This window comes from Thauera humireducens (assembly GCF_001051995.2).
GTDB lineage: Bacteria > Pseudomonadota > Gammaproteobacteria > Burkholderiales > Rhodocyclaceae > Thauera > Thauera humireducens.
The window spans coordinates 257093-283814 of sequence record NZ_CP014646.1 but is presented as its reverse complement, the minus strand read 5'-3'; the positions used below and the strand labels follow the sequence as shown (position 1 = coordinate 283814).

Sequence of the window (26722 nt, the reverse complement as noted above, 5' to 3'; positions counted from 1 at the left end):
GCGCCTTGGCTCTCATGGCCCTGAATATATCAGCGGCTGGGGATGAGACTCCACGCCGGAATCGTCTCCGGCAATCCTTGTGCGTCGCGCAGTGCTGCACGACGCCACCGGCAATCCGCCCATCCACAACACGGCAAGACCGGCAAGGTTTGCCGAATTGGCGCCTGTAAACCGGCATTTTCCGGCCTTTGCGCGCCTCCCCACCCCCATAGAATCGGATTTGTCTGCTTGGCACGGTATTCGCTAAGAGCCTGTCAAGCACGACCACGTTCTACCCCCGGACCTGGCATTCCGACAACGCTGGCCGTACTGCAAACGCAACGGACACCCTCGGAGATCAATCATGGCTCAAGTCATCAACACCAACATCGCTTCGCTCAACGCGCAGCGCAACCTGAACACCTCGCAGGGCTCGCTCGCGACCTCGCTGCAGCGCCTGTCCTCGGGTCTGCGCATCAACAGCGCCAAGGACGACGCGGCGGGCCTGGCGATTTCCGAGCGGATGACGTCCCAGATCCGCGGTCAGGATCAGGCGCGGCGCAACGCCAACGACGGCATCTCGCTGGCACAAACGGCCGAGGGCGCCTTGCAGTCCGCCGGGGACATCCTGCAGCGCGTCCGCGAACTCGCCGTGCAGTCGGCCAATGCCACCAACTCCGCCTCCGACCGGCAAGCCCTGAACGCGGAAGTGAACCAGCTGACCGCGGAACTCGACCGGATCGCCAAGTCCACGGAGTTCAACGGTCGCAAGCTGCTCGACGGCACGTTCGCAACCGCGACCTTCCAGATCGGTGCAAATGCCGGCCAGACCATCCAGGCCACCACAGCAAACTTCAGCACAAGCCAATATGGTGGCTATCGGATTGGGGCGCAAGCGGCTGCCAACTCTGGCGCCGAAGGTGATCTGACACCCGGCAGCACCGAGTTTGCCCTGCCATCCTCTGCCGCCGCGGCCAATCGTGTTGCAGGCGGAACAATCACGATCAGCGGCGCAGCGGGCACGGCGAGCGTGTTAACCGCCCCTGGCGCTTCAGCCAAGAACGTAGCTGGACTGATCAACGGGGAAAGCGGGACGACTGGCGTGACCGCGACCGCACGGACCGAGTTCGACATCGACTTCAGCACGCCGAACACAAGCTACAAGTTCGACGTCACCTCCGATAACAGCACGGCTGTCACGATCTCATTCACGATCGGTACCGAAGACAACGATGGACTTGCCTCCGCGATCAATGCGTTCAACGACGTGTCGGCCAAAACGGGTGTCACCGCGCGGGTCAACGATTCGGGCGACGGCATCACCCTGCTAAACGCCTCGGGCGAGAACATCACGATCGCCAACTCGGCCTCCGGCTCTGCAACCGCCACCATCGGCGGGACCTCGACGGCGGCCGGAGCCACGGCGATCGGCACGGGCCAGCTGATCATCGACTCCGATCGCTCTTTCAGCATTCAGGCGCCGAACACGACGGACTTCTTCAACAACACGTCGGCTGCGTCGCAATTGCAGGCCGTCAGCAATCTGGACGTCAGCTCCGTCGAATCGTCACAGCGGACGCTGGCGATGGTCGACGCGGCGCTGTCCGCAATCAATGGCCAGCGCGCCAAGTTCGGCGCCCTGCAGTCGCGCTTCGAAACCACGATCGCCAACCTGCAGATTTCGTCCGAGAACCTGTCTGCGTCCCGTTCCCGGATTCGGGATACAGACTTCGCGGCGGAGACGGCCAACCTGACCCGCGCTCAGATCCTCCAGCAGGCCGGTACGGCAATGCTATCCCAGGCCAACGCGCTGCCGCAGCAGGTGTTGTCGTTGCTGCAGGGGTAAGGCACCAAGAACGCGCTCCAGGAGAGTCCCCACAAGGGACTCTCTTTTTTTTGCGCGAAGCGAGGACACGATGACGGCTGTATCGATACAGCCGACACTAGGCGGACATTTTCGATAAGTAGGCGGATTCCGTGCCTATTCGACTCAATTAGCCGTCAACGGATGCAGTACTCTAAACCCCATCGCAACGTGGAGGCGTGCAGCTCGCTGTGTCCTAAGCCGTGATGTACGCTCTGTTCCCGATCGACGCGCGCAAGGATACAGACCTGCCTGCTCCTCGAAGGACTGGCGTCGCGAGAGACAGACCACCTGACACTACAAAGCCCATGTCGACATCACTTGCAGAAGACAGCTCGCTTCCCGAGCGTACACGCTGTGTTCTCCACATCGGCGCGCCCAAAACAGGATCGACGGCCCTTCAGCACTTCCTGACGCAGCGTCGCGAACACCTTGCAAACGCAGGCTTTGTGTATCCGAGTTCCATCGAACGCGGCTTCGGTCAACATGACCTTGCGTTTCTCACGGGCGGAGGTTATCCGGAATGGGCGACCCCCCAAACCGAATCCATCGGGGCGCTGCTCGAGCGCCTTCGACAATTACTCGACATTCGCCCGGGCGCCCACCTGATCCTGAGTAGCGAGAATTTCTACTGGCTGTCGAACCCCACGAGCGTCAGGGACATGCTCGACACGCTCGGCTACACGCCCGACTCGGTTGCCGTCGTCGTTTACATCCGGCGCCAGGAGGATGCAATCGAATCCTGGTACAACCAGTTGGTGAAGGCCCTCGGCTACAGTGCGAGTTTCGAGCAGAGCATAGACGACTATGACGACCTATGGGACTACGAAGACAGATTGGCCCAATGGGCGAAGGTGTTCGGTCGGCAACGTGTCGTCGTGCGCCTTTACGCGGACGAGCCCGATTTCGATGTTTGCCGCGACTTCACCGCGTTGCTCGGCATTTCCACTGTGGAGCTGGAATCCGCTGATTGCAAAGCAAATCCGCGTCTGGTAAGAGACCTGCTCGAGTTCCAACGCGTCATCAATCGCCTGCCCTTACCAACGCCCGAAAAACGCCGCTATCACAAACAATTGATCCGTCTTTCAGCGGAGGCCGCCACCTTGGGTCTCGACGACACGCCACTACATACCAAGGCGAGCCGTTGCGTCATCCGCAAACGTTACGCGGCGGGCAACCGATTCGTGGCCAACACCTATTTCGGCAGAGAGGAACTATTCCCTCTGGACCCCGCTGGGCATGACGATGCAGCGCCCCCCCCCCCACTCAGCCCAGAGAAACTGGCGGCAATATTCGCTTGGCTGCTGATGACCCAGCCGACCGATACGGAAACCCGCAATGAAGCCTTCCACGCCCGAAAACGATAGCTATGATGCCCATGCACGAACCTGCGACCCCAATGATCTCTGGGGACAGGTAAAGCGTACCGTCCAGGGCACGCCCTTGCCCGAAGAACAGATCCAGCTGATTCTGAGCAACACCTCGGCCGCACTGGCCCTGTCTGAAAGTGACGTTCTGCTTGATCTGTGCTGCGGAAATGGCGCGCTATCGACACACTGGTTCGCGGCGTGTGCAGACGGTGTCGGCGTGGACGCTTCACCCTACCTGATCGAAGTGGCACGCAGCCGCTTCGCACCCGATAGACCCGAACGTTTTCTCCTGTCGGAAGTCCTGGACTACCTCCAGTCAGCGGATCTACGGAGCGATTTCACCAAAGCCGTGTGTTACGGTTCGCTGCAGTACTTGTCCCCCGAGCGGGCAGGCGCCGTTCTGGCCCTGCTGCGCACCAAATGTCCGAGAATCTCTCGGATCGTGATCGGAAACATTCCCGATCGCGACCGGGCGACCGAATTCTTCGGCAGGGACATGCCTGGCACCCCCGAACTCGATACGCCCCGGTCAGCAATCGGCGTCTGGCATACTCAACAGGGCTTCATTGCCTTGGCACAGCGAAGCGGCTGGCACTGCCAAACGCGGCTCATGCCCGCTGACTTCTACGCTGCCCATTATCGTTTTGACGCGATTCTCACCCCGCTTGTTTGAGGCGCTCAATGCAGAAAATCGTATGGATCGCGGGCATGCCCCGTTCAGGTACGAACTGGATCGGCCAGATCTTCGCCTCGCACCCCTCCGTGCGCTACAAGCTCTGCCCGCTGTTCTCGTACGAGTTCAAGAACGCCTTGAACGAGCACAGTACCGCCGATGAATGGTCGGCATTGCTGCAGGACACTTATGACACGCGTAGCGAGTACCTCGACCAAGACTATCTGCGCCGCGATGCGCTGGTGCCGCACTTCCCCGAGCGTGACGCGACACCGTCCATTCTTGCAATCAAATCAACGCGATATCACCATCTTCTGCCCCACCTGCTCGATCTCGTCCCTAACGCCCACGTCATCGGCATCGTACGGGATCCGCGTGCTGCGATTCACTCATGGCTGAGCAATCCGCTCGAATTCCCTGCCGGTGCAGACCCAAGCACCGAATGGCGAAGCGGGCGCTGCCGCAAGACGGCGCCTGGGGAGTATTGGGGATTCGAGGACTGGAAGGCGGTCGCCCTGCTGTACCTGAATCTCGCTCAGCGCTACCCCAACCGGTTCCACCTGGCTCACTATGAAAAGTGGGTTTGCACGCCGATCGCGTGCACTACCAGCGTGCTCGACACGCTTGGATTGACACTCCATTCGCAGACCGAGACGTTCCTGCGCGAGTCGCAAGTCGAGCACAAGGACCATCCGCGCGCGGTATTCAAGCACCCAAGTGTTACCTCCCGCTGGACAGCCTCTCTCGATCCGGCGATCAGCACAGCCATCGTCGCCGAGCTCGAAGGCACGCCGCTTGCGTCCTTCTTGTCTTGAGGCAACCGCCATGACCGACAAACACGCTGTTGCCGATCTTGCCCTGTTTGGTGGACGGCCCCTGTTCGATCGCCCCCGGCCAATCGGTCAGCTCGCGAAACCCGACACCGAACGCTTCTTCTCACTAATGAAGAGTGCTTTCGATTCCCGCCGCCTGTCGAACAACGGCCCTCTGGTGCAGGAACTGGAAGCACGGCTGGCCGATTACCACGCAGTCAGGCATTGCATTGCCTACGCGAACGCAGGGCTGGCGCTCATCACCCTCATCGAGACCATTGCCGACGGTCGCAAGGGCAGCGTCGTAATCCCCACATTCACGTACACCGGACTGCCTCATATCGTCCGCTGGGCAGGGCTGACGCCCGTCTTCTGCGATGTCGCCCCTGACACCCATACCCTTACGGCAACCAGCGTTGCCGACGCACTGCGTGATGACACGATCATGATGCTAGGCGTACATCAGGCCAACAGCCCCTGCCCGATCGACGAGCTCTCGGCAATGTGCGAGCAGTTCGGGCTGCCACTGCTGTTTGACGCAGTTCACGGTCTGGGTGCCACCTTCCGCGGGAAACCGATCGGCGGCTTCGGTATCGCGGAGGTATTCAGTCTTCACGCAACCAAGTTGCTCAACGGATTCGAAGGGGGGTACATCACGACGAACGACGACGAGCTCGCTGCCTTGATGCGCCGCAAACGCAATTTCGGCTACTCGGGCGAATCATCAATCGACACACTTGGGCTGAATGGCAAGCTCAATGAAGTCCATGCGGCCAGCGCGCTTGCCTCATTGGACAAGTTGCCGGTCGTCATCTCACGCAACCATGCCCGGCTCGACGCCTACCAGCAAGCGTTTCGAGGCATTCCGGGCATCTCCTGGATACCTTATCCAGGAGATGAAGCCACCAATGCCGAGTTCCCCCTTCTCAAACTGGCAACAGACTGGCCGATCCCGCGTGATGCGCTCGTCTCCATCCTTCGCGCCGAGGGGGCATTGGCCCGCGCGTACTACGCCCCCGCACTGCATCTGCAAGACGATTCGCGGCATCGTTCCTTGCCGGTCGCCGAGGCGTTGGCCCAATGCATCGTTCAGATGCCAACGGGGGAAATGGTGAACACGACGGATATCGCACGGCTTGCATCGCTGGTCCAGTTCGTTTCGTCCAACGCCGCCGCCATACGTGCCGCACTCGCCGCGCATCAGGATGCGAAATGAAGAAGAGCTCGCTGGAACAACTGGCCCTTTTCGGAGGCCCTCCAAGCTTCGCCGAGGAAATTTCGGTCGGACAGGTCAACCTCCCGCCCTGGTCCGAGTTCGAGGATATGTTCACCGACATCTTCGAGCGCGGCTACTACACGAATCACGGACCACGCGTTGCCGAATTGGAGGCGGCCGTCGAACGCCAACTCGGCGTTCAACATGCAATCTGCGTCACGAATGGCACGATCGCGCTGATGATCGCTGCGCGTGCATTGCGCCTTGATGGTGAAGTCATCGTGCCGGCGTTCACGTTTCCAGGTACCGTACAGGCGCTTACATGGGCAGGCCTGGAACCGGTGTTCGCCGACGTGGATCCTGACACGCATGGTTTGACCGCTGCGACGGTGGCACCCCGGATTGGCCCAAGGACCTGCGCGGTCCTCGGCGTTCACCTTTGGGGAAGGCCATGCGACCCCGTCGGTCTTCAGACACTCTGCGACCTGCACGGCATCCAACTCTTCTACGATGCCGCACACGCCTTCGGATGCACCCATGCCGGCAAGCCGATCGGCGGTCTCGGCCGCATAGAGGCCTTCTCGTTTCATGCCACCAAGATCGTCAGCGGCGCGGAAGGCGGCTGCCTGACCACTAATGATGACGAGATCGCCGCTCGCGCGCGGACCATTCGCAACTTTCATCAAAGCGGCACCTTCGCCGATGTCGGCCTGCGCATCAACGGCAAGATGAGCGAAGCGCAAGCCGCAATGGCATTGCTATCTCTGCGGCACTTCGAGATGCACCGCGACCACAATCGCCGCATATTCACTCGGTATCGCGAGCGCTCGCCCGCCTGGTGCGGAGTCCGGCTCTACGATTACCCGGACGGCGAGGCACACAATTACCAGTATGCGGTACTCGAGCTGGACGATGAAGCGAGACTGACACGCGACGAATTGCTGGAGTTGCTCCGCGCCGAGAACATCCAGGCACGGCGCTACTTCCATCCCGGCGTCAATCGCCTTTATCCCTATGTCGAACAGCACGGTGACGTCACCCTGCCCTGCACCGAAACGCTCTGTCGTCGAACCCTGCAGATTCCGCTCGGCCCCACCATCACATACGACGTCGCCGAACGGATCTGCGACCTGATCGATCTCGCCAGTGCAGAATCGGACGCAATTGCCCGCCACTTGCGAAAGCGCCCCGACGGAATTCCGACCGCATGAAACTCGGCATCATGCAACCCTATCCCTTTCCCTACATCGGTTATTTCGAACTCATGGCGCAGGTCGACCAATGGGTTGCGTTCGATATCGTGCAGTACAACCGGCGCAGTTGGATGAATCGCAACCGAATCCTGCACCCTACGTGTGGCTGGCAGTATTTCTGTATCCCAGTGCAGAAAATGCCGCACGGGACGGCACTGTCTGCGATCCGACTGGTTGCGCGCGGCGAGGCTGAACGCAGGCTGCTGGCCCAGTTCCAGCACTACCGCCGTCACGCCCCGCATTTCCATGGCGTAATCGATCTTGTGCGTGACACCTTCTCTCGCCCGGATACCGATACGCTGGTCGGCCTCAACCTTGCGAGCCTCGCCGCGGTCGCAGAACGGCTCGGCATATCCTTCGCGCCCCAGCGCTGCTCGCAACTCGGTTTCACCATCGACGACGTCGAGCACGCCGGTCAGTGGGCGCTACGCATTGCAGCCCGCTTGGGAGCGAAGGCCTACCTCAACCCTCCCGGAGGACGCGATATCTTTCACCCCGAAGAGTGGGCCGCGAAAGAGATCGCACTTGAGTTCACCGAAATGAACGACCTGCGCTATGACTGCAGCCCCTATGCCTTCGAGCCCAATCTTTCGATCCTCGACGTGCTGATGTGGTGCAGCCCGAACGACATTGGAACCTACCTCCGCCATCTTCGATCCGAAGCCCCTCGCCATGAATCAGACTGAAATCGTCAATCCTCCGCATCCTGGCAAGCTCGAGTTGATCGAGCAGGTGGCCAGCCGCATCGCGGGCCCGTGGCGCTTCATCGACCTTGGCGGCCTCTGGGCGGTGCATGGCGTGTACGCGTTCCATGCGCTCGCTCAACGGGGCTGCCTGGGGGGCACGGAGGTCGACACACATCCGACAGCGAACTTCCTCAGCGCGCTCGCGAACGAGCCTCGCCTGACCTATGTACAGGGGAACTTCGGCGATGCAGAAGTCTTCGCCCAATTGCCCCCTTTCGATGTTGTGTTCCTGTTCGACACACTGCTTCACCAAGTACGACCGGATTGGCACGAGATACTGAGCATGTATGCCGCACGCGCGTCACACATCCTGATCTTCAACCAGCAGTACACCGGCGAGCACACCGTCAGGTTGCTCGATCTGGGCGAGGATGCGTACTTCAGCAACGTACCTCACGATCGCGCCCATCCGACCTATGCAGATTTGTTCCGCAAGCTAGACCAGAAACACCCCGCACACGATCGCAACTGGCGTGACGTCCATCACATCTGGCAATGGGGCATCACCGACGACGACCTGATCGCGACGATGGCCACACTCGGCTTCGAACCGGTGTTCTCGCACAATTGGGGACAGGTGCTCGACTTGGCACGCTTCGAGAACCACGCGTTCATCTTCTCCCGTGTCGCCCCTCAAGCGATCGCGCCCGCCGAAACGGCAAGCAGCGCAGCCGCCTCCTCGACTAACGCCACGCTGCAAACGGACGCCAGCATTCTTCTGCCCGACCCTTTTTCGACGCTGGCAGCCATCGACGATGACGGCACCTTGACAGCCAAGTCCGCTGGCGAACAGCTTCGCCGTCTGCGCGGCTATCGACGCATGCTGCGCCCTGGCGGCACGCTTCGCGTCGAGGCCGTCGATGACGAGACTCGCGCCCAACTCGTCGACCGCGCTCGCTACGCAGGCTTCGTCGATGCTGCCCCTCGCAGCGGCGCACTGACACTGCGCACCCCGGACCACCGCCTGGGGGCAGGCGAGGTGCCGCTGGTGACAGTTGCAATCCCAGCCTTCAAACCGGCACATTTTTCCGCCTGCCTCGAGAGTGCGCTGGCGCAGACCTATCCTCGGCTGCATATCCTCGTCTGTGACGACAGTGGTGGCGATCTGCTGCGGCGGATCGCCGACTGCCACCGCGCGGACGACCGCATCGAGTGGGTCACGAACCCGGTCAATATCGGCGGTCGCGCAAACTTCATACAGTGCCTCGAACGAGCGCGCGGCGATTTCATCAAGTTCCTGTGCGACGACGATCTCCTCGAACCCGACTGCGTCGAGCATATGGTGGCAGCCTTCCGCCGCGCCCCAGAGGCCGCGCTGGTGTTCTCGCGTCGTCAGCGCATCGACGGCGATGGCGCGCCTCTGCCCGACGACCACCACACCGAGGCGCTCGCAGAGCACGACTGCGTGTTCCGTGGTGAAGCGCTGGCCGGCGCAGTGATCGCGCTGCAGTCGAACTTCATTGGCGAGCCGACGACGGTGATGTTCCGCCGCACCGATCTAGCATGGATACGACCGCACTACGCCTCGTTCGACGGCCATGACGACATCCGGGTCGTCGGCGACATTGCGACATGGCACAACCTGCTATCGCAGGGAGAGGCGGTGTATCTCACTCGCCCCCTCAGCCGGTTCCGCATCCACCCCGGACAGAATCAGGCGCGCCCCGAAATCCGCGAACTCATTGCAGAATCCTGGGCCAAGGTGGAGCGCGGCTCGCGCTCACTCGGTTTCGTGCAAGACCCGCATCCGCCTGTTCCTCACCGCGAGCCCGGGAAACGGGAATGGCGGATTGATCCGACACTGCCGCTCAACCGCCGTCTCGCGGCCCGCTCAAACGACGTCAGGACGACGGCCCCCGTCGAACCGCTTGCCGCAGCGGTGATCCGACTCGCCGACGCCGCATTGGCAGCGGAGCCCGCAGCGCTGAAAGACCCGGCCCCACAGACCGATCGCCAGCGCTACGACGCGGCTGCAGCGTTGATGGCCGCGGGCCATGTAGCGGAGGCGGCCGAAGCACTGATCGCGCTCGCGACAGAGGAGTCGGCCGTGTGGGAGGTCTATGCCGATCTGGCCGAGATTGCGCTCAAACAGGATGACCAGGACGCAGCCCTCGAGCTGATGCGCGCTGCGGCGACCCTTGCACCCGATTGCGCCCGCGCGGCATTCGGCGCATCGATGCTGCAGGCCGGACGCGGCGATTTCGAGGGCGGTCTCGCCACACTCGGCCCCTTCTTGCGACTGCACCCGAACGATGCCGAGGCACTCACCTTGGTGCGCCGTATCCTCGGCGCGGCACCCGAGTTGTCCGCGGTCGCCTGGGCGCGGCTGCTCACCGATCTGCGCCACGAGGCTGTGACACTGCGCACAACCCTCTCCCGCCACGAGGAAGCCCTGCAGACGCTACGCAACTTCGCCGCAGCCATGGTTGTGCCAACACCGGTCTCCCCTCCTACGGTCGTACCGTCCCACTCCAGCCCCCCCTTATCGGCCTCGCACGACACTGTGCCAACCCACGCCGCAACCACCCAAGACGCACCGGACAACCCCATCGGAACGCCTGCCATGCAGATCATCGACATCGATCACGATCGCCAGCAACTTGAGACTGCCCGTAGCCTCATCGCCAAGGACCAGCTTGCCGACGCCGCCGACATTCTGACGGCCATGGTGCAGGCGGAAACACAGTTGTCAGGCGCTTACCATGACCTCGGCTGTCTCGCAGTACGGCAGGGCGACGTTGAAACCGCGATCTCTTTGTTCAGCATGGCACTGGAGCGCGACCCGGAATCCGTCACCGCCCGGCGCAACCTTGCACTCGTGCAAGGCATCGAACAGCAGTACGAGGAAGCACTCGCCACACTCAGTCCCATCCTGCGCTCAGGTTTCGCTGGCAACGACGATTACGGCCTGGTGCGCGACATTCTCGGCAAGGTACCGGCACTCGGACCGATCGCCTGGGCGAGACTGCTTTCCGACCTGCGCACGCCATCGCCCGAGCAGCGGAAGGCGCTCGACGAACACGAGTCACTGGTGAGCCAACTTGCGGCGACCCGTGCGGAGAACGACCGCCTCCAGGCCGAGGTCGCGGAGCTCCGGGCCGAGCTACGCAGCCTCGCCGGGAACCCGAGCACCGGAGCACGCAACATCGCCTGGGCACGAATCCATGCACTCTCCGACGAGGACTGGCTCAAGGTCCTCATCCGCAGCGTGGACACGCCCGCCTACCAGGGCTTTCCACTTCCCGGGTTTCCCGCCGAAGGTCTTCAGACAGGCATTGTCGGATCAAGCAACGAATCGGCGCTGCGCGAGGGGTTCAACTTCTACCGCACGGTGAAGACGCTGTGCGCCGATCAAGATCATCCGCTCACGGCTACCACCCGGCTCCTCGACTTCGGTACTGGCTGGGGACGCTATGCGCGCATCTTCATGAAGGAGATCTCACCCGACAACATTGTTGGCGTCGATGTCGATCCCAGCCTGATCGACGTTTGCCGCAACACCTTTCCCTGTTGCAGCTTCGAGGTGGTGCCACCCACCCCGCCCACGCAGCTTCAGGCCGGCGGTTTCGATCTGGTCATTGCCTACTCGGTCTTTTCGCATCTGTCGGAAGCGGCTGCCACCGCATGGATCGAGGAGTTCGCTCGCATCCTTGCTCCCGGCGGCATGATCGCGATCACCACGCAGGGCCGAGGCTTCATCGAGTACTGCGAGCAGATTCGACGGACGGGCGAGATCACGCACCCTTGGCATCTCAAGCTCGCACAGTCCTTCACCGACGTCGCGGCCTGCCATGCTGCCTATGACCGGGGCGAGTTCCTCTACTCCGCGACTGGGGGTGGCGATGCGCGCCCCTCCAGCTTCTACGGCGAAGCCCTGGTGCCACCCGGATTCGTCGACCGCGTCTGGTCGCGCTATCTGGAACCCGTCGCATTCATCGACGAGGGAAAGCTCCCGCAGGCACTGATCGTGATGCGAAAGCCGCGCTGAGAGTCCTTCATGCACCCCAAACTCATTGCGTTCCACCTCCCCCAGTTCCACCCCATTCCGGAAAACGACGCGTGGTGGGGCAAAGGCTTCACCGAGTGGACGAACGTTACCAAGGCTGCGCCCCGCTTCCCCGGCCATCACCAGCCTCAATTGCCGGCCGACCTGGGCTTCTACGACCTGCGCCTGCCCGAAGCGCGCGCCGCACAAGCCGAGCTCGCACGTGAGTACGGCATCCACGGCTTCTGCTACTACCACTACTGGTTCAATGGCAAACGGCTGCTCGAGCGCCCGGTCGAGGAGATCCTCGCCTCGGGCGAGCCGGATTTCCCATTCTGTCTGTGCTGGGCGAACGAGAACTGGACACGGCGCTGGGATGGCGCAGAGCAGGAAGTCCTGATCGGGCAGAACTACAACGACGACGACGACCGCGAACACATCCATTACCTGATCGAGTTCTTCCGGGACCCACGCTACATCAGGGTCGACGACAAGCCGCTGGTCCTCATCTACCGTGCGCGGCATCTTCCAGATCCGAAGCGCACGCTCGCGATCTGGCGCACCGAGGCCCGCAAGGCGGGCATCGGCGAGCTCTTCATCTGCCGGGTGGAGAACTTTTTCAACGAGCGCGACGACCCGCACGCGCTGGGCTTCGACGCATCGGTGGATTTCCAGCCAGACTGGATGGCGATCGACGACGACAATCCGAGCGTCGTGCTGCCAGACGGTCACTTCGTCGTCGATTACCGCGACCTGGTTGAAACCGAACTCGCCCGTCCAGATGTACCCCATCTGCGTTTCCCCGGCGTCACGCCCGCATGGGACAACTCGGCGCGCCGGAAGAAGAACGCCTTCATCATCGCCGACAGTTCGCCCGAGGCCTATGAACACTGGCTGACCGAGACGCTGCGCGGTGTCGCCGCGCGCCCCGAGAGCCAGCAGCTCGTCTTCATCAACGCCTGGAACGAATGGGCCGAGGGCAACCACCTCGAACCCGACCAGCGATTCGGCCGCGGCTACCTCGAGGCAACGCGGCGCGCACTCGAGACTGCAGCCAATCCGGATCGCCTCAAGGCGCCGCCCCTGATCGACGGACTCAAGCACGACGGTTTCGTATTACGCGATGCCTATGCGAAATGGAAGACTGGCCTGAAGATCGGCAAGCCCGCTGCGCGTCTGCACGACCGTCGGCTGGGCTCGGTCACCCCACCGCGAATCAGGGTCGTACTCGACGCAACGCGTTGCAGCGACGAGGCATTGCAGCAATCGCTCAACGCGGTCGCCGCCCAACTGTACGAGCACTGGCACCTGGATGTGCTCTCCCGCCACCCCGCGCCCCAGATCGCATCGAACCGCCTCACCTGGCACACGATCGACCCGGAGGCTGCATCAGCGAAGACACGGCATGTCGTCGACGGCGCAGACGAGGACTGGATCACGGTCCTGAATGGGGGCGACACGCTAGTCGAGGATGCCCTCTTGTTCGTCGCCCAGGACCTCCTCGACGCACCGCCGGAAACGACCCTGGTCATTACGGACGGTGACAGTCGAACCTCAGCCGAGGAGACCGTGCAGACGTGGTTGGCCCCCGGCTGCAATCCCGACTGGCTTCGCTCGACGCTGACGATCGGCGGCGCCGTCATCGCCCGCCGTTCAGTGTTCAGCCTGGCGCTGGACGACATCGGCGACTCGCCGACCGACGCGCTCACGCTCGCTGCCGTTCTGCGCGCTCTCGAGCAGGACGATGCGAAGGGGGTCCGGCACCTCGCCAGCATCGCAATCGAGCGAATCCGACCCGAACATCCGATTCCGCTCGGGTTCCGGGTGGAATTGCTGCAGCAGCACCTCAACCGGATCGGCCGGCCGGCACGCATCGAACACGGCCTGTCGGAGGACAGCGTTCGTCTCCGCTACGAACACGCCCCCTATCCGGAACGCATCGCCATCGCGATTCCCCACGTATCCGACCGTGCAGCCCTGCTGCGCTCGGTGGAGGGCATCCTGAACCACGCTGCGCAGTCGCCCGCCAGCATCCTTCTGCCGCTGACGCCCTCGGCCTCTGCCGATATCGGCGAATGCCTGCGAGAACTGGCTGCGCTGGCCTCCACCCTCATCCGGGTCGTTGAAGTGAATGCGGAATCCCCCGCAGCTGTAGCGAACGAACTGTGGGCTGCATCGGACGCAGACCTGATCCTCTTTCTCGGCGAAGGACTGGTCCCACTGGACGCGGATTGGCTGGATGGCCTGGTCCGCCACGCCCTGCGCCCGGGGATCGGTGCAGTCGGCGGTCGCGTCATCGCGACAGACGGATCGCTTTGCGAAGGGCCGATCCGACTCGGACAGATGGGCGTGGCGGGTTCGCCCTTCCGCGGAATATCCGCGACCTACACCGGCAACGGCAACGAGTTGCAACTGGAGCAGAACTGCACGGCCGTCTCGATGCACTGTCTAATGGTGCGCCGCGCGCTGCTTGCCGCCATGAACGGCTTCTCGGCAGACCGTTACCCCGACACCCATGCCGACATCGACTTGTGCCTCAGGCTGGCAGAGACCGGCCGACGCAGCGTATGGACGCCGTTTTCAACTGTCGTCTCGGTCGTCGCACCTTCAGCGCCTTCGTTTCATCCGCCGCGGGCGGCGGATGTCTCGCTGCTGGACGATTGGCTTGGCAAGGTGAGGATCGACCCCTACTTCAACCGGCAACTCACCCGCCACCTCAATCAGCCGGGCTTGCAGGGCGACCCCGCCCTGGCGCGGGAATCGCTCCCCTGGCATCCGGTACCTCACATCTACGCCCAGCCTGCCGACACCTCAGGGTGCGGAGAGATCCGTATCCTCACGCCACTACGCGCGCTTTCCCGCGCCACACTGGCTCAGGGAGCCGGAGGAACGCGCTTCCTCGGCCCGTGGGAAGTGGCCGCGCTCGCCCCGGACACACTGGTCACCCAGCGGATCTTCAGTGATCTCGGCCTGGAATGGCTGCAGTCGTACCGGCGCCATTCAAAGAGCCTGATCGTCTACGAACTCGACGACTTGCTGACCCGGATTCCGCGCGAGAACGAGAATGCGAGGGACTTCCCCACCGACATCGAGGATCGCCTCGCGCGCGGCATGCGTCTATGCGACCGCTTGGTCGTGTCCACGGAACCGCTCGCGGCGGCCTTCAGCCGCTTCGCACCGGAAACGGTCGTCATGCCGAACCTGCTCGACAACGCGGTGTGGGGCACTCTGCAGGCCAAGCGCCATGAGGGGAAGCGTCTGAGGGTCGGATGGGCGGGCAGCAATAGCCACGGCGGCGATCTCGCAATGATCGAGGACGTCGTCAAGACCCTCGCCCACGAGGTCGACTGGGTATTCCTGGGTTACTGCCCGGCGCGGCTCCGGCCCTACGTCCGGGAACTGCGTGAATCGGTGGCGATCAAGCATTACCCCGAGGCACTGGCCTCCCTTGGCCTGGACATTGCGATCGCGCCACTGGTGGCCAATGCCTTCAACGAAGCCAAGAGCAACCTCAAACTGCTCGAGTATGGCGCGCTCGGCTACCCGGTCGTGTGCAGCAACGTCCTGCCCTACCAGGGTGGGCTACCTGTCATCCGCGTCGCCAACACGACCCAGCAGTGGATCTCCGCGATCCGTCGTCTTGTGGCCGATCGCGCCGAGCGAGAAGCACTTGGGGGCGCACTGCAGGCCGAAGTACGAAGGAACTGGATGATCGACAAGCACCTGCAGTCCTGGCTGGCTGCCTGGACGCATTGATCATTCCGGCACGAGGACATGGGCAGGCGGCTGCCCATTCCTCGCCCTTGCCCATGCGATCTCCAGACCACGTACAAGTCGCTCGGCAAACAGCGGCGTGTCGAACAGGGCACATCGGTCACGCTGCGCCAAGAGTTCCTGGCGCAGCCGCGTCAGTTTCTGCCGGTCCGCCAGGAGGTCGAGCACCACTGCTTCATAGTGCGCTTCAGTGTCCGCAACGAGTTCAGGCATTCCTGCCGCCTTGACGATACTTGCGGATACGCGGGACGCGAACGACTCGCCACAGTGCGCCACTTGTGGAACCCCCGCCCACAAGGCATCGCTTGCGGTCGTGTGTGCGCCGACCGGGAAGGTATCGAGTGCGAGGTCGGCCGCTGCCAGACGGCCAAGATGTTCGCCAATCGGCAGGCGCGGAGCCCAGATCAGCCGGCCAGGATCGACCTCCGCCGCACGTGCCGCATCGATGAGGCGCAACCGAACCTGCCCGGGGGCATCCAGAAGCCACAGTACCGTGTCGGGCACACTTTTCAGCAGGCGCATCCACAGGTCGAACACCCTGCGCGTGATCTTGTAGGGCTGATGCATTGCCGCCAGCACCAACGCATCCTCCGGCAGGCCCAGTGCTGCCCGCGCAGGCGTCGGCGCCACTGCGCGCAACCGGTCGTTGGGCTGATAGCAGTCCGGCAGGCGCATGATCGACTCGCTGTATGCCTCCTCGGCGCCCTCCGGCACCGTCACGGAGTCGGCAATGATGTAATCGATCCACGACGCGCCCATCGTTCCAGGAAAGCCAAGCCATTGCATCTGCAACAAAGCCGGTCTGTGGGCGAGAATCCCGGCCCTGTAGCCTTGGGTCCACCCCTTCAGGTCAATCGCGATATCGATCCCGTCTTGCGCGATACGCCGCGCCGCCTCGAGGTCGGACATCTCCCGCAGCGAGACCCAGTTCGGAACGGCTCGCCGCAGGCGGCTGCTATACGCATCTTCGGCAGTTGGTCCATAGTCATATGCGAACACCGTGACGCTTTCAGGGCAAAGGCTCTCAAGCAGCCCGACCAGCAGATGCGCGGTCGCGTGATCCCTGAAGTCCGCCGACAGCAGGCCGAGCTTCAATGGCAACGCACGCTCGGGCCGGCTTGCGCGGGCCAGCCTCTCCCTCGAGGCGTACTGCGCTGCGAAGTGCGCTGCGAGCGGGCGCAAATCCTTCAGCCCCATGTCCGGCGTCGCGAGGCAGGCGAACGGCGAAGGCAAGACATGCAGTTCGCTCGGTACGCCGGCCTCGAGTTGTCGGAAAAACTCGGCCTCCAGCAACTCGGCCCCATCCCAATCGGCGACCTGACGGCATGCATGCGCAGCCTGCACGATCCAGTCCATCCTGGGCTGGCGTTTCACCGCTTCGATGAGGGCCTCGCGTGCTGTCCCGGAATCACCGAGATCGGTACACGCACAACCCAGGTTGTAATAGGGATCGGCAACATCAGGATCACACCTGATCGCCCGCAACAGCATGTCTTTCGCTAGCGGCAACTGTCCGGCGTCCCGCAGGGCCACCGCGAAGTTGTTGCAGGCCTGAGACCAGTCCGGCGCCAGGTCGACCGCGCGCCGACCCGCTGCCACTGCTTCCTGAAACCGCCCCGCACCTCGCAAGGCAACCGACAAGTTCGACCACGCAACGGCATCATCGGGTTCGCGCTCCAGCGCCACTCGCAAGAAGCGCTCAGCCTCGTCGATAAGACCACGCTGCAGCAGGATGCCGCCCAGCATTCCGGCCGCGCCGGCATCATTCGGCACCCGCTCCAGGTTGCTCCGGCAGAAGCGCTCCGCAAGCGTCCAGTCTTCCAACTCGGCAAGCAATTCGCGACACAGCTGGGCGAGTTCGGCATCGTCCGGTGCGCGTTCATAAGCCAGCAGGAACTGCTCCAGCGCTTCGTCCTTACTCCCGGTCGCAAGGAAGACGCAGCCGAGGTTGTGATGAAGCGTCGGATTGTCGGGCTGCAGTTCAATTGCCCGCCGGTGAGCGTCCGCGGCGGCCTCATTCATCCCGGTTGCCGCGAGCGCATTACCGAGGTTGCTCCAGGCCTGTGCATCGTCGGGTCCAAGTAAGGTCGCTCGCGTGAGGGCTGGGACGGCCTCCTCACTGCGTCCGGCAACATGCAACGCACTACCTTGCAGCTTGAAGGCGACCTGCAAGCGCGGGTGCTTGCGACATAGCTCGCCCGCCACAGCCACCGCCTGCTCGTAGCGACCTGCAGAAAAATCTTCCGCAGCCCGCCTTAATGACTCCTGATCGCGTGCCGATAGCGAGGTTTGGACTGACATTGGTGCACCTTCCCGTATAGAACCCAGCGGGCAAGAATAGTAACCGCCGGCCTAAACGCAAGCGGACATGTTGCCGCGCAGCCCCATCCCCCCTCCTGCGAATTCTCCTAAAGTTTGGCGAGAACGCTCCGTTAAAGGTTCCAAGAGTGCAGCTGGCAGGTTCAGAAAGCTGGCTCGCATGGAACAGCCCGGCCACCGCCGGACCATTTTTGATACTTCTCTAGCGGAGAAAAATCATGGCACAAGTGATCAACACCAACGTTCAGTCGCTCAACGCACAACGTAACCTGAACCAGTCAGCAAACTCGCTGAACACCTCCCTGCAGCGTCTGTCCTCGGGTCTTCGCATCAACAGTGCCAAGGATGACGCCGCCGGCCTCGCGATCTCCGAGCGCTTCAGCGCCCAGATCCGCGGCCTTGACCAAGCCCGCCGCAACGCCAACGACGGCATCTCGCTCGCGCAGACCGCCGAAGGCGCACTGCAGTCCTCGGGCGACATCCTGCAGCGCATCCGCGAACTGGCCGTGCAGTCGTCCAACGCGACCAACTCCGCCTCGGACCGCCAGGCCCTGAACGCCGAAGTCAACCAGCTCACCGCCGAACTCGACCGCATCGCCAAGACGACCGAGTTCAACGGTTCCAAGCTGCTCGACGGCTCCTTCGGCACCGCCACTTTCCAGGTCGGCGCCAACGCCGGTCAGTCGATCTCGGCCAGCACCGCCAACTTCTCCACCAACCAGTACGGCAACTACCGGATCGGCTCGAAGGCTGCTACGGATGCCGGCGCGAAGGGCGACTTGACCAAGGGCAGCACCGCGAACGCAATCGCTTCCAACGCGGCGGCGACCAGCCGTGTCGCCGGCGGCGCCATCACGATCAGCGGTGCCACCGGTTCGGCCACGGTCACGATCGCGGCCGGCGCCTCGGCCAAGAAGGCGGCCGAGCAGATCAACGGCGAAACCGGCAAGACCGGCGTGACTGCTTCGGCCAAGACCGAGATCGACGTGACCGCGATGGCGGCCAATACGTCCTACAAGTTCGACGTCACCTCGGACAACTCGACGGCGGTCACCATCTCCTTCACACTGGGAGCCTCGGTAGACAAGGACGGTCTGGCCTCTGCCGTGAATGCTTTCAACGACGTCGCCGCCAAGACCGGCGTGACCGCCCGCGTCAATGACGGCGGTAACGGCATCACGCTGCTGAATGCGAACGGCGAGAACATCACCGTCGCGAACGCGGCGAGTGGCTCGGCCACCGCAACGGTCGGCGGCACCTCGACGGCAGCAGGCGCTACCGCAGTGGCAACTGGTCAACTTGTGCTCGATTCGGAGAAGTCGTTCAGCCTCGCAGCTGCGAACACGACCGACTTTTTCTCCGCGACAGCCGCAGCGGGTCAGTTGCAGAAGGTCAGTGATCTGGACGTGAGTTCGGTGGACTCGGCACAGCGCACGCTCGCAATGGTCGACTCCGCCCTTGCGGCAGTGAATGGCCAACGCGCCAAGTTCGGCGCTCTGCAGTCGCGCTTCGAAACCACCATCGCCAACCTGCAGACCACGTCGGAGAACATGGCCGCCTCCCGCAGCCGTATCCGCGACACCGACTTCGCATCGGAAACCGCCAACCTGACCCGCGCGCAGATCCTGCAGCAGGCCGGCACAGCGATGCTCTCGCAGGCCAACGCCCTGCCGCAGAACGTGCTTTCGCTGCTCGGTTAAGCGGAGTAGCCTAAGTCGCTAGGCACGGCGCGGGGTTCGCAAGGGCCCCGCGCCGTTACACCATAAGGGTGACCACAATGAACATCCCATCGATCAACACGTCGATGCCAACTGACAGCATGGCGTCGACTGCGTCAGGCCCACGCGGCCAGACGCTCGGGAAGCCTTCCGCGAGCGAGCAGTCATCAGTTCCGATGGATGCTTCGATAGCGGCAGCCGCCGCCGGCATCAGGCCCGGGCTTGCAGTCTTGACAGACGAAGCCAAGGCTCCGGCCAAACCCGTAGCGCTCGAGCAGGTCCAACAGGCCATGGAAGAGGTGCGCAACGCGATTGCGCCGGTGGCACAGGATTTGCTTTTCTCCATCGACGAAGACACCGGCAAAACGATCGTCAAGGTCGTTGATGCCAGCACGGACGAAGTGATCCGCCAGATTCCTTCGGAAGAGATCATTTCCATCGCGAAGGCGCTGGACAAGTTGCAAGGCCTGCTGGTCGAACAGAAGGCCTGACCCGCATAGCAGAAAGGAGGACCCGACATGGCAACGATCACGAGCGGTGGTTCGATCATCGACGTAAACGCGATCGTCAGCGGACTGATGTCGGTCGAAAGCCGGCCATTGACCCTTTTGGCGCAGAAGGAAGCCAGCTACCAGGCAAAACTTTCCGCTTTCGGCCAGATCAAGAGCGCGCTGTCCTCCCTGCAGACAGCCACCGACGGGCTCAAGACCGCCACCAAGTTTTCCGCAACCAAGGCCAGCGTGGCGGGCGATGCGGGATTCACCGCCAGTTCCGGCGCGGGTGCGGCGGTTGGGAGCTTTGCGGTCGACGTGTTGCAGATGGCCAAGATCCAGCGTGTTTCGACGCCGACGACCGGCACCTTCACGCCGGCAGCCGGCAAGCTGAGCATCGAGTTCGGCACGGTGAAGGATGACGGCTCGGGCAAGACTTTCGAGAGCGACAGCCCGCCCCGCACGGCCAGCCTCGAGTTCGAAGGCAGCACCCTCGAGGAGTTGCGCGATGCCATCAACGGCGACGCGTCACTCGGCGTCAAGGCCAACATCATCAACAACGGTACGACGAAGCAGCTGGTGCTGAGTGGCACGGCCACAGGCGCCAACATGGCCTTCAAGCTGACAGGTGAAGATGGCCTTGCGGGCCTGAGCTTCGACCCCGCGGCGACAGCGGCACCAACCGACCCGATGTACTCGGTACAGGCGGCACAGGATGCCCGCATCCGCGTCGACGGCATCGAGGTCACGCGCGGCAAGAACACCATCACCGACGTCATCGATGATGTGACGATCACGCTGACGAAGGAACCCGTCGCTCCCGCGACCAGCCTGACCGGCACGCTCTCCGTCAGCGAAGACCAGAGTGCGGCAAAAACTGCCGTCGAGGCGTTCGTGAAGGCCTACAACGAGGTCGCCAGCACATTGTCCAGCTTGACGTCGTACAACGCCGAGACCAAGGCCGGCGCCGCGCTGACGGGCGACTCCACGGCGCGCAACATCCAGAGCCAGTTGCGCAACGCGCTGGGCGCATCCATCGCTGGTCTCACGGGTGCAAGCTCGTTGTCGCAGGTTGGCGTCAGCTTCGGCAAAGACGGGAAGCTTTCGCTCGACGGCGGCAAATTCACCGCAGCCCTGAACGACACGAGCAAAGACGTTGCTTCGTTCTTCGCCGGCAAGGATGGGGTGCAGGGCTTCGCAGCGACTTTCGGCGCACGCCTGGAAGGATTCATTGCCAGCGATGGCCTGCTCAACAGCCGCACAGAAGGCATCAACTCAACCATCAAGTCGCTAACCAAGCAGTACGACACCATGGAAGCTCGGCTGGCGAAAATGGAAGAGCGTTATCGCCTGCAGTACTCCAATCTCGACACCTTGCTCAACGGTCTGACGCAGACCAGCACCTATCTTTCGCAACAACTGGCCAACCTGCCCTCCATCAGCAAGTCCAAGTAATCCGGAGACAGATCTCCATGTTCGGAACCTCCTTCGCCAATCGTGCCGCGGCCTATGCCCGCGTCGGCAACCAGACGAGCGTCGAATCGGCCTCGCCGCACAAGCTGATCCTGATGCTGTACGACGGCGCCCTGGTCGCCCTGCGCACCGCAAGTGTCGCGATGCAGGGCAAGGACATCCCGACCAAGGGCAAGTCCATCTCCAAGGCCATCGACATCGTCATGAACGGCCTCAAGGTCAGCCTGGACCTCAAGGCTGGCGGGGAACTCGCGGAACGACTCGACGCGCTGTACGAATACATGGCCGACCGCCTGCTGCATGCAAATCTGCATAACAACCAGGCTGCGCTCGACGAGGTCATCGGCCTGCTCGAGAGTCTGCGCGAGGCCTGGGCCGCCATTGCCGATCAGGTCTCAGGCTGAGCCATTGGAATCGAGATGCTGACCCCGATCGTCGCCCGCGAACTGCTCGTCCTCTACCAGCAGATGAATGCCGCTGCGGAAGCCGGCGACTGGGATTCGCTCGCCGACTTCGAGCGGGAGGCCGCGTCGGTGCGCCGCACTGCAGAGGAGAGTTTACAACCTGTGGCGCTTTCGCCGGATGACGCGGTCGCGCTGCAGCAGCTCGTCACCGAAATCCTGGATCTCGACCGCGCAATCCGCCTCCATGCCGAGCCCGCACTTGAAAGCACCCGCAAGCTGCTCTCCGGCTCTGTCAAGGGTCGGGCGATGCGCAACGCCTACGGTGGCTGAGACACGCTGACCGTCTGAAGGACAGGACAGTCTCGCCATGATCCCCGCCGACCTCGCTGCGCGCCTGCGCCTCATCAACGAGGCGAGCTTCTTCAACACCGAGCCGCCGGTCGCCGGACTGCAGCGCGCGCGGGAGATCCAGGCCCAGCTGCCCGAGCTGGTGCCGGGCCAGCGCTTTTTCGCTACCTTGCAGCGTACGCTGCCCGATGGCACCTTCCGCGCGATCGTGGCCGGGCAGCAGATGACGCTGTCGCTGAACACCGCCGCCAAGTCCGGCGACACCCTGGAACTGGAGGTCGCGCAGGTCACGCCGCGCGCCGTTTTCGCACGCATCGTCGGCACCGAAACGGCGGCGAACGCGAACGCTTCGGCCCAGCCGGCGCTGAGCCAGACCGGGCGGCTGATCAGCTTCCTGCTCACCGGGCAGCCTACGCCGCAGCCGGCAAGCCTTGCCGCCAACCAGCCCCTGCTCGCCTCCCCGCCCACCAGTGGCGCCCAGCTCGCGCCGCTGCTGCGTCAGGCGCTGGGACAGAGCGGTCTGTTCTACGAGTCCCATCAGGCTCAGTGGGTGATGGGCGCACGGGACACCGCCAGCCTGATGCGCGAGCCGCAGGCACAGGCTGCCGCCGCACAGACGGCGACTGGCCGGCCCGCCGGCACGTCCGCCCCTGCGACGTCGACGCCACAGACTGCGGCGCCCAACGCCCAGGCCGCCGCAGCCGAAGGCAGCGAACACGCCGGCGCCGCCGCGCGTGCCGCGACGGATGAAGCTGCGCCGGTGCGCGCCAACCCGATCCCGGAACGTCTGCTGCCGCTGGTCCACCAGCAACTCGACGCGCTGGCCACGAACCAGTACGTGTGGCAGGGCCAAGCCTGGCCGGGGCAGCAGATGGAATGGGTCATCGAAGATCCCGAGCGCGACGGCCGCGAGGGCGAAGCATCGGACCCCGGCTGGAACACCACGCTGCGCCTGACGCTGCCCCGGCTGGGCAACATCGAGGCCCAGATGCACCTGACCGCCGCGGGTGTTGCGCTGCGCCTGCGTACCGACGACGAGACCACGATCGCCGCACTTGACGCCAACGCCGCCGCCCTGGCCTCCGCGCTCGAAGCCGCCAACGTCAAGCTGACCGGCCTGGTCGTGGAGCGCCAGCATGAGTGACGCCAAGTCCGGCCGCAGCGAAGCCGTCGCCCTCGCCTACACGGCCGGCGAGGCCGCGCCACGCGTCGTCGCCAAGGGCAAGGGGGTGGTGGCGCGCGAGATCCTCGAACGCGCACGCGAGGCCGGCGTGTATGTGCATGAGTCGCCCGAACTGGTGAGCCTGCTGATGCAGGTCGACCTCGACGCCCGCATCCCGCCCCAGCTCTACATCGCCGTGGCCGAGCTGCTGGCCTGGCTGTACCGCGTCGAGCAGGGCGGCGAGGCCGGCCCGGCGCCGGCAGCGCACGATCTGCCGGAATCCCTGCGCCCCGGAGGGGCGAATGCACCACAGTGAGGCACGCGCGCGGCGAGTCGTGCTATAAGCACCGTCGAACTCAATGATGCACGGCGCGATGCGCCGCAACGCCACCCCACCCTTCATGGCGATCGAACAAGAGCTGACCCGCGTCGAACTGCTGCAGGCCGACGACGTCTCGAAATACGTACTGAAGAACGAACGCGAGATCCTGTCCATCATGCGGCAGCTCGTCGACGCCCGTTCGCTGCTCAGCGCGCGGCTCGTGCCCGGAACCGATGCCTTCCTCAGCGCCATCCTGCGCGTCGCCGACGACGGGCGTTCGCTGATTCTCGACGGCAGTCCCGACGTGTTGATGAACGACCGCATCGAGCAGGCCGCCCAGCTCGACTGCGTGACCCAACTCGACAAGGTGCGGATCCAGTTCCGTCTCGAGCGGCCCGTGCTGGAAGCCTTCGGCAGCACGCCGGCATTCCGCGCCCCGCTGCCGGCCGAGTTGCTGCGTCTGCAGCGGCGGGAGTTCTATCGCCTGCAGGCGCCCGTCACGCAGTCGCTCACCTGTACCGTGCCGCTGCCCGAAGACGACGGCAACGGACGCGAATTGACACTGCGCATCATCGACATCAGCGGCGGCGGCGTGGCCATTGCCGTTCCGCCCGAAGGCGTGACCTTCGCGCCGGGAAGCGAATTCACCGGTTGCCAGATCCGGCTGCCCGACAGCGCGCCGATTCCCGCGCGCCTTGTCGTGCGCAACCTCTTCCGCCTGACAACCCGTAACGGCGTCGAGATGCTGCGTGCAGGCTGCCAGTTCTCGGGCATGCCACGCGGCGCCGACGAGGTGATCCAGCGCTACATCCTCAAGATCGAACGCGAACGCAGTGCGCGCCAGCGCGCCCTGGGCTGATCCGACACACCATGACCATGAACGCCGAGAACACACCGGCCCCCATCGACGCCGAAATCCACGACGACACGATCGCGAAGTTCGTCCTCAGCGGTCGCCGCCAGGTCCGCCAGCTGCTGCAGGAGATCGTCGACCACCACGCGCTCATCGGTGGCCATTTCGGCAATGGCGGCTCCTTCCTGACCGCGCTGCTCGAACTGTCGGACGACGAGGACACCCTCACCCTCGACGCCAGTCCCGACGCGGCCACCCACCGCCGAGTCCTCAGCGCGCCCAAGCTCGTGTGCGTGACGCAACTCGACCGCATCCGTATCCAGTTCGTGCTGCGCGACCTGGAAGAAGGTCGCGAGGACGGGCGCACGGTGATCTACGCGCCGGTTCCGGACGAAATACTCCGCCTGCAGCGTCGCGACGCCTTCCGTCTGTCGGTGCCGCTGAGCCATGCCGCCACCTGTGTGATTCGGACCAAGGGCGTCGCCGAGCCGACCGTAGAGGTGGTCGGCCGGCTACTCGACATCAGCGTGGGCGGCATCGCCCTGCAGGCGCCAACCGACATCGTCGAGTTCGTGATCGGCAGCCAGCTGGAAACGTGTCAGCTGCGACTGCCCAACCTCGACCCCATCCCGCTCCAGCTGCGCGTGTGCAATATCAGCCGCCAGGAACAACGCAGCGGTGCGCAGATGCTGCGTATCGGCCTGTCCTTCGCCGACCTGCCCCGCAGCGCCGAAAACGCCATCCAGCGCTACATCTTCAACACCGAACGCGAGCGCAACGCACGGGAACGCGGTGGGCTGTAAACACTCTGGTACTCTATGCAGAAATCTGCATCAGGAGTTCAGCCATGAGAACCACGCTCGACATTGACGACAACCTGCTCAAGCAGGCCAAGCAACTGGCAGCGCGCGAACACACCAGCCTGACTCGCTTGATCGAGGAAGGCCTGGCTGCCCGTCTGCGCAGTACTGAACGCCCGCCCGCCGAACCGGCCCGCATCCGCTTGCCGGTGTTTGCCGGACAGGGCGGGCTCCAACCGCACATCCGGGACGCCAAGCGTCACGAGGCCATGCTCGACGCGCTCGACGACGTGGACGACGTGCGGTGACGCCCGACGTCAACATCCTCGTCTCCGCCTCGCGGCAGGACCACCCGCATCACACGTCTGCCCTCGCCTGGCTCGAGCAGGCGATCGCGAACAGTGAAAGCGGCCCAGCCCTCGCGCTGCTCCCCATGGTCGCGACCGGCTTCCTGCGGCTGGTGACCCATCCGCGGGTCTTCGTAACCCCCACGCCGCTTGAAGACGCCCAGGCATTTCTTGATGCCGTCCTCGCGGCGCCAGGCGTCAGCATGGTCTCACTCGGTGGCGAGTGGGCACACTTCACTGCGCTGTGTGCCCGTCACAGTCTGTCGGGTAACGCCATCCCGGACGCCTGGATCGCGGCGGCGGCACAGCACCATCACCTGCATGTGGTGACTTTCGACAAGGGCTTTCGCAAGTTCCTCAAGCCCAGCATGGTCACTGTGCTCAAGGGCTGACCCACGCACTGATCGGCGGGCGGCCTGCAAGAAAACGAAGGGCGCAAAAAGCGCCCTTGATGATCAGATACCTACATCGAAAACCACGTGAATCTCAGACCGGCATATTCATAATATCTTGATATGCCGTGACCAATCGATTCCGCACCTGCACCATCTGCTGGAAGGACAGGCTTGCTTTTTGCAGGTTGACCATCACGTCCTGCAGATTGACGTTGGGGTCGCCGGCGGAGAAGTCCTGCGCCATCTGGCGCGCTTCGGACTGCGCGGCGCTGACATCCTTCAGCGCATCGTTGAGCACATCCGCAAAGTTGACGCCGCCCGCCGCCTGTCCGGCCGCATCCGCAGGCTTGCCTTGGGCAGTCTGGGATACCGAGCGCAGTTCGCTCAACATCTGGTCGATTCCACGGGTGTCCATGCT

At 63.6% G+C, this 26722-nt stretch carries 22 protein-coding genes; 20 read left to right on the top strand and 2 right to left on the bottom strand.

What is annotated here, in order from left to right; translation table 11 throughout:
- Positions 1 to 343: 343 nt before the first annotated feature.
- The 9 genes from AC731_RS01350 to AC731_RS19375 all read left to right on the top strand — a co-directional run bounded on the left by AC731_RS01350 (position 344) and on the right by AC731_RS19375 (position 15654).
- The gene (locus tag AC731_RS01350; RefSeq protein WP_048708786.1) at positions 344 to 1825 is read left to right on the top strand and encodes a flagellin; all 1482 of its coding nucleotides are present in this window, start codon (positions 344 to 346) and stop codon (positions 1823 to 1825) included.
- Between the two features lie 326 nt (positions 1826 to 2151).
- Positions 2152 to 3210, top strand: coding sequence for a hypothetical protein (locus tag AC731_RS01345; RefSeq protein ID WP_156480627.1), 1059 nt, complete (start codon positions 2152 to 2154; stop codon positions 3208 to 3210).
- Positions 3182 to 3886, top strand: a complete 705-nt coding sequence (locus AC731_RS01340; protein WP_048708783.1) for a class I SAM-dependent methyltransferase — start codon at positions 3182 to 3184, stop codon at positions 3884 to 3886. Before AC731_RS01345 ends, AC731_RS01340 begins: the two co-directional genes overlap by 29 nt.
- A gap of 8 nt (positions 3887 to 3894) precedes the next feature.
- Positions 3895 to 4701 (top strand): sulfotransferase, encoded by an 807-nt coding sequence (locus tag AC731_RS01335; RefSeq protein ID WP_048708782.1) that lies wholly within the window; start codon positions 3895 to 3897, stop codon positions 4699 to 4701.
- A 10-nt stretch (positions 4702 to 4711) separates the two neighbouring features.
- Entirely contained in the window at positions 4712 to 5914 is a 1203-nt protein-coding gene (locus AC731_RS01330) for a DegT/DnrJ/EryC1/StrS family aminotransferase (protein WP_048708781.1), read from the top strand.
- Positions 5911 to 7125 carry a DegT/DnrJ/EryC1/StrS family aminotransferase gene (locus AC731_RS01325; protein ID WP_048708780.1) on the top strand — a complete coding sequence of 405 codons (1215 nt, stop codon included), beginning with the start codon at positions 5911 to 5913 and terminating at the stop codon, positions 7123 to 7125. Before AC731_RS01330 ends, AC731_RS01325 begins: the two co-directional genes overlap by 4 nt.
- A complete protein-coding gene (locus AC731_RS01320; protein ID WP_048708778.1) occupies positions 7122 to 7853 on the top strand; it encodes a WbqC family protein in 732 nt (243 codons plus the stop codon). Before AC731_RS01325 ends, AC731_RS01320 begins: the two co-directional genes overlap by 4 nt.
- Positions 7840 to 11901, top strand: coding sequence for a glycosyltransferase (locus tag AC731_RS01315; protein ID WP_048708777.1), 4062 nt, complete (start codon positions 7840 to 7842; stop codon positions 11899 to 11901). Before AC731_RS01320 ends, AC731_RS01315 begins: the two co-directional genes overlap by 14 nt.
- A 9-nt stretch (positions 11902 to 11910) precedes the next feature.
- A complete protein-coding gene (locus AC731_RS19375; RefSeq protein WP_082794218.1) occupies positions 11911 to 15654 on the top strand; it encodes a glycoside hydrolase family 99-like domain-containing protein in 3744 nt (1247 codons plus the stop codon).
- Here the strand turns inward: AC731_RS19375 and AC731_RS01305 are convergent, their stop codons facing one another.
- Entirely contained in the window at positions 15655 to 17973 is a 2319-nt protein-coding gene (locus AC731_RS01305; protein WP_082794217.1) for a tetratricopeptide repeat protein, read from the bottom strand.
- A 236-nt stretch (positions 17974 to 18209) separates the two neighbouring features.
- Between AC731_RS01305 and AC731_RS01300 the strand changes: the two genes are divergently transcribed.
- From AC731_RS01300 to AC731_RS01250, 11 genes are all read left to right on the top strand, one after another.
- Positions 18210 to 19691 carry a flagellin gene (locus tag AC731_RS01300; RefSeq protein ID WP_048708774.1) on the top strand — a complete coding sequence of 494 codons (1482 nt, stop codon included), beginning with the start codon at positions 18210 to 18212 and terminating at the stop codon, positions 19689 to 19691.
- Between the two features lie 77 nt (positions 19692 to 19768).
- Entirely contained in the window at positions 19769 to 20200 is a 432-nt protein-coding gene (locus AC731_RS01295; protein WP_048708773.1) for a flagellar protein FlaG, read from the top strand.
- 27 nt (positions 20201 to 20227) lie between these two features.
- Positions 20228 to 21655 (top strand): flagellar filament capping protein FliD, encoded by a 1428-nt coding sequence (gene fliD, locus AC731_RS01290; protein ID WP_048708771.1) that lies wholly within the window; start codon positions 20228 to 20230, stop codon positions 21653 to 21655.
- Positions 21656 to 21672: 17 nt separating this feature from the next.
- Complete coding sequence (gene fliS / locus AC731_RS01285) at positions 21673 to 22077, top strand: flagellar export chaperone FliS (protein ID WP_048708770.1); 405 nt, start codon at positions 21673 to 21675, stop codon at positions 22075 to 22077.
- 15 nt (positions 22078 to 22092) lie between these two features.
- Entirely contained in the window at positions 22093 to 22407 is a 315-nt protein-coding gene (locus AC731_RS01280; RefSeq protein ID WP_048708768.1) for a flagellar protein FliT, read from the top strand.
- A gap of 37 nt (positions 22408 to 22444) precedes the next feature.
- Positions 22445 to 23569 (top strand): flagellar hook-length control protein FliK, encoded by a 1125-nt coding sequence (locus tag AC731_RS01275; RefSeq protein WP_048708766.1) that lies wholly within the window; start codon positions 22445 to 22447, stop codon positions 23567 to 23569.
- Positions 23562 to 23903, top strand: a complete 342-nt coding sequence (locus AC731_RS01270; protein ID WP_048708765.1) for an EscU/YscU/HrcU family type III secretion system export apparatus switch protein — start codon at positions 23562 to 23564, stop codon at positions 23901 to 23903. Before AC731_RS01275 ends, AC731_RS01270 begins: the two co-directional genes overlap by 8 nt.
- Positions 23904 to 23988: 85 nt before the next feature.
- On the top strand, positions 23989 to 24768 hold the full coding sequence (locus AC731_RS01265) for a flagellar brake protein (protein WP_048710441.1): 780 nt from the start codon (positions 23989 to 23991) through the stop codon (positions 24766 to 24768).
- An 11-nt stretch (positions 24769 to 24779) separates the two neighbouring features.
- On the top strand, positions 24780 to 25565 hold the full coding sequence (locus AC731_RS01260; protein ID WP_048708764.1) for a flagellar brake protein: 786 nt from the start codon (positions 24780 to 24782) through the stop codon (positions 25563 to 25565).
- 44 nt (positions 25566 to 25609) lie between these two features.
- Positions 25610 to 25870, top strand: coding sequence for a DUF6364 family protein (locus AC731_RS01255; protein ID WP_048708762.1), 261 nt, complete (start codon positions 25610 to 25612; stop codon positions 25868 to 25870).
- On the top strand, positions 25867 to 26301 hold the full coding sequence (locus AC731_RS01250; protein ID WP_048708761.1) for a TA system VapC family ribonuclease toxin: 435 nt from the start codon (positions 25867 to 25869) through the stop codon (positions 26299 to 26301). Before AC731_RS01255 ends, AC731_RS01250 begins: the two co-directional genes overlap by 4 nt.
- A gap of 94 nt (positions 26302 to 26395) precedes the next feature.
- Here the strand turns inward: AC731_RS01250 and fliE are convergent, their stop codons facing one another.
- Entirely contained in the window at positions 26396 to 26719 is a 324-nt protein-coding gene (gene fliE, locus AC731_RS01245) for a flagellar hook-basal body complex protein FliE (protein ID WP_038012450.1), read from the bottom strand.
- Positions 26720 to 26722: the final 3 nt, after the last annotated feature.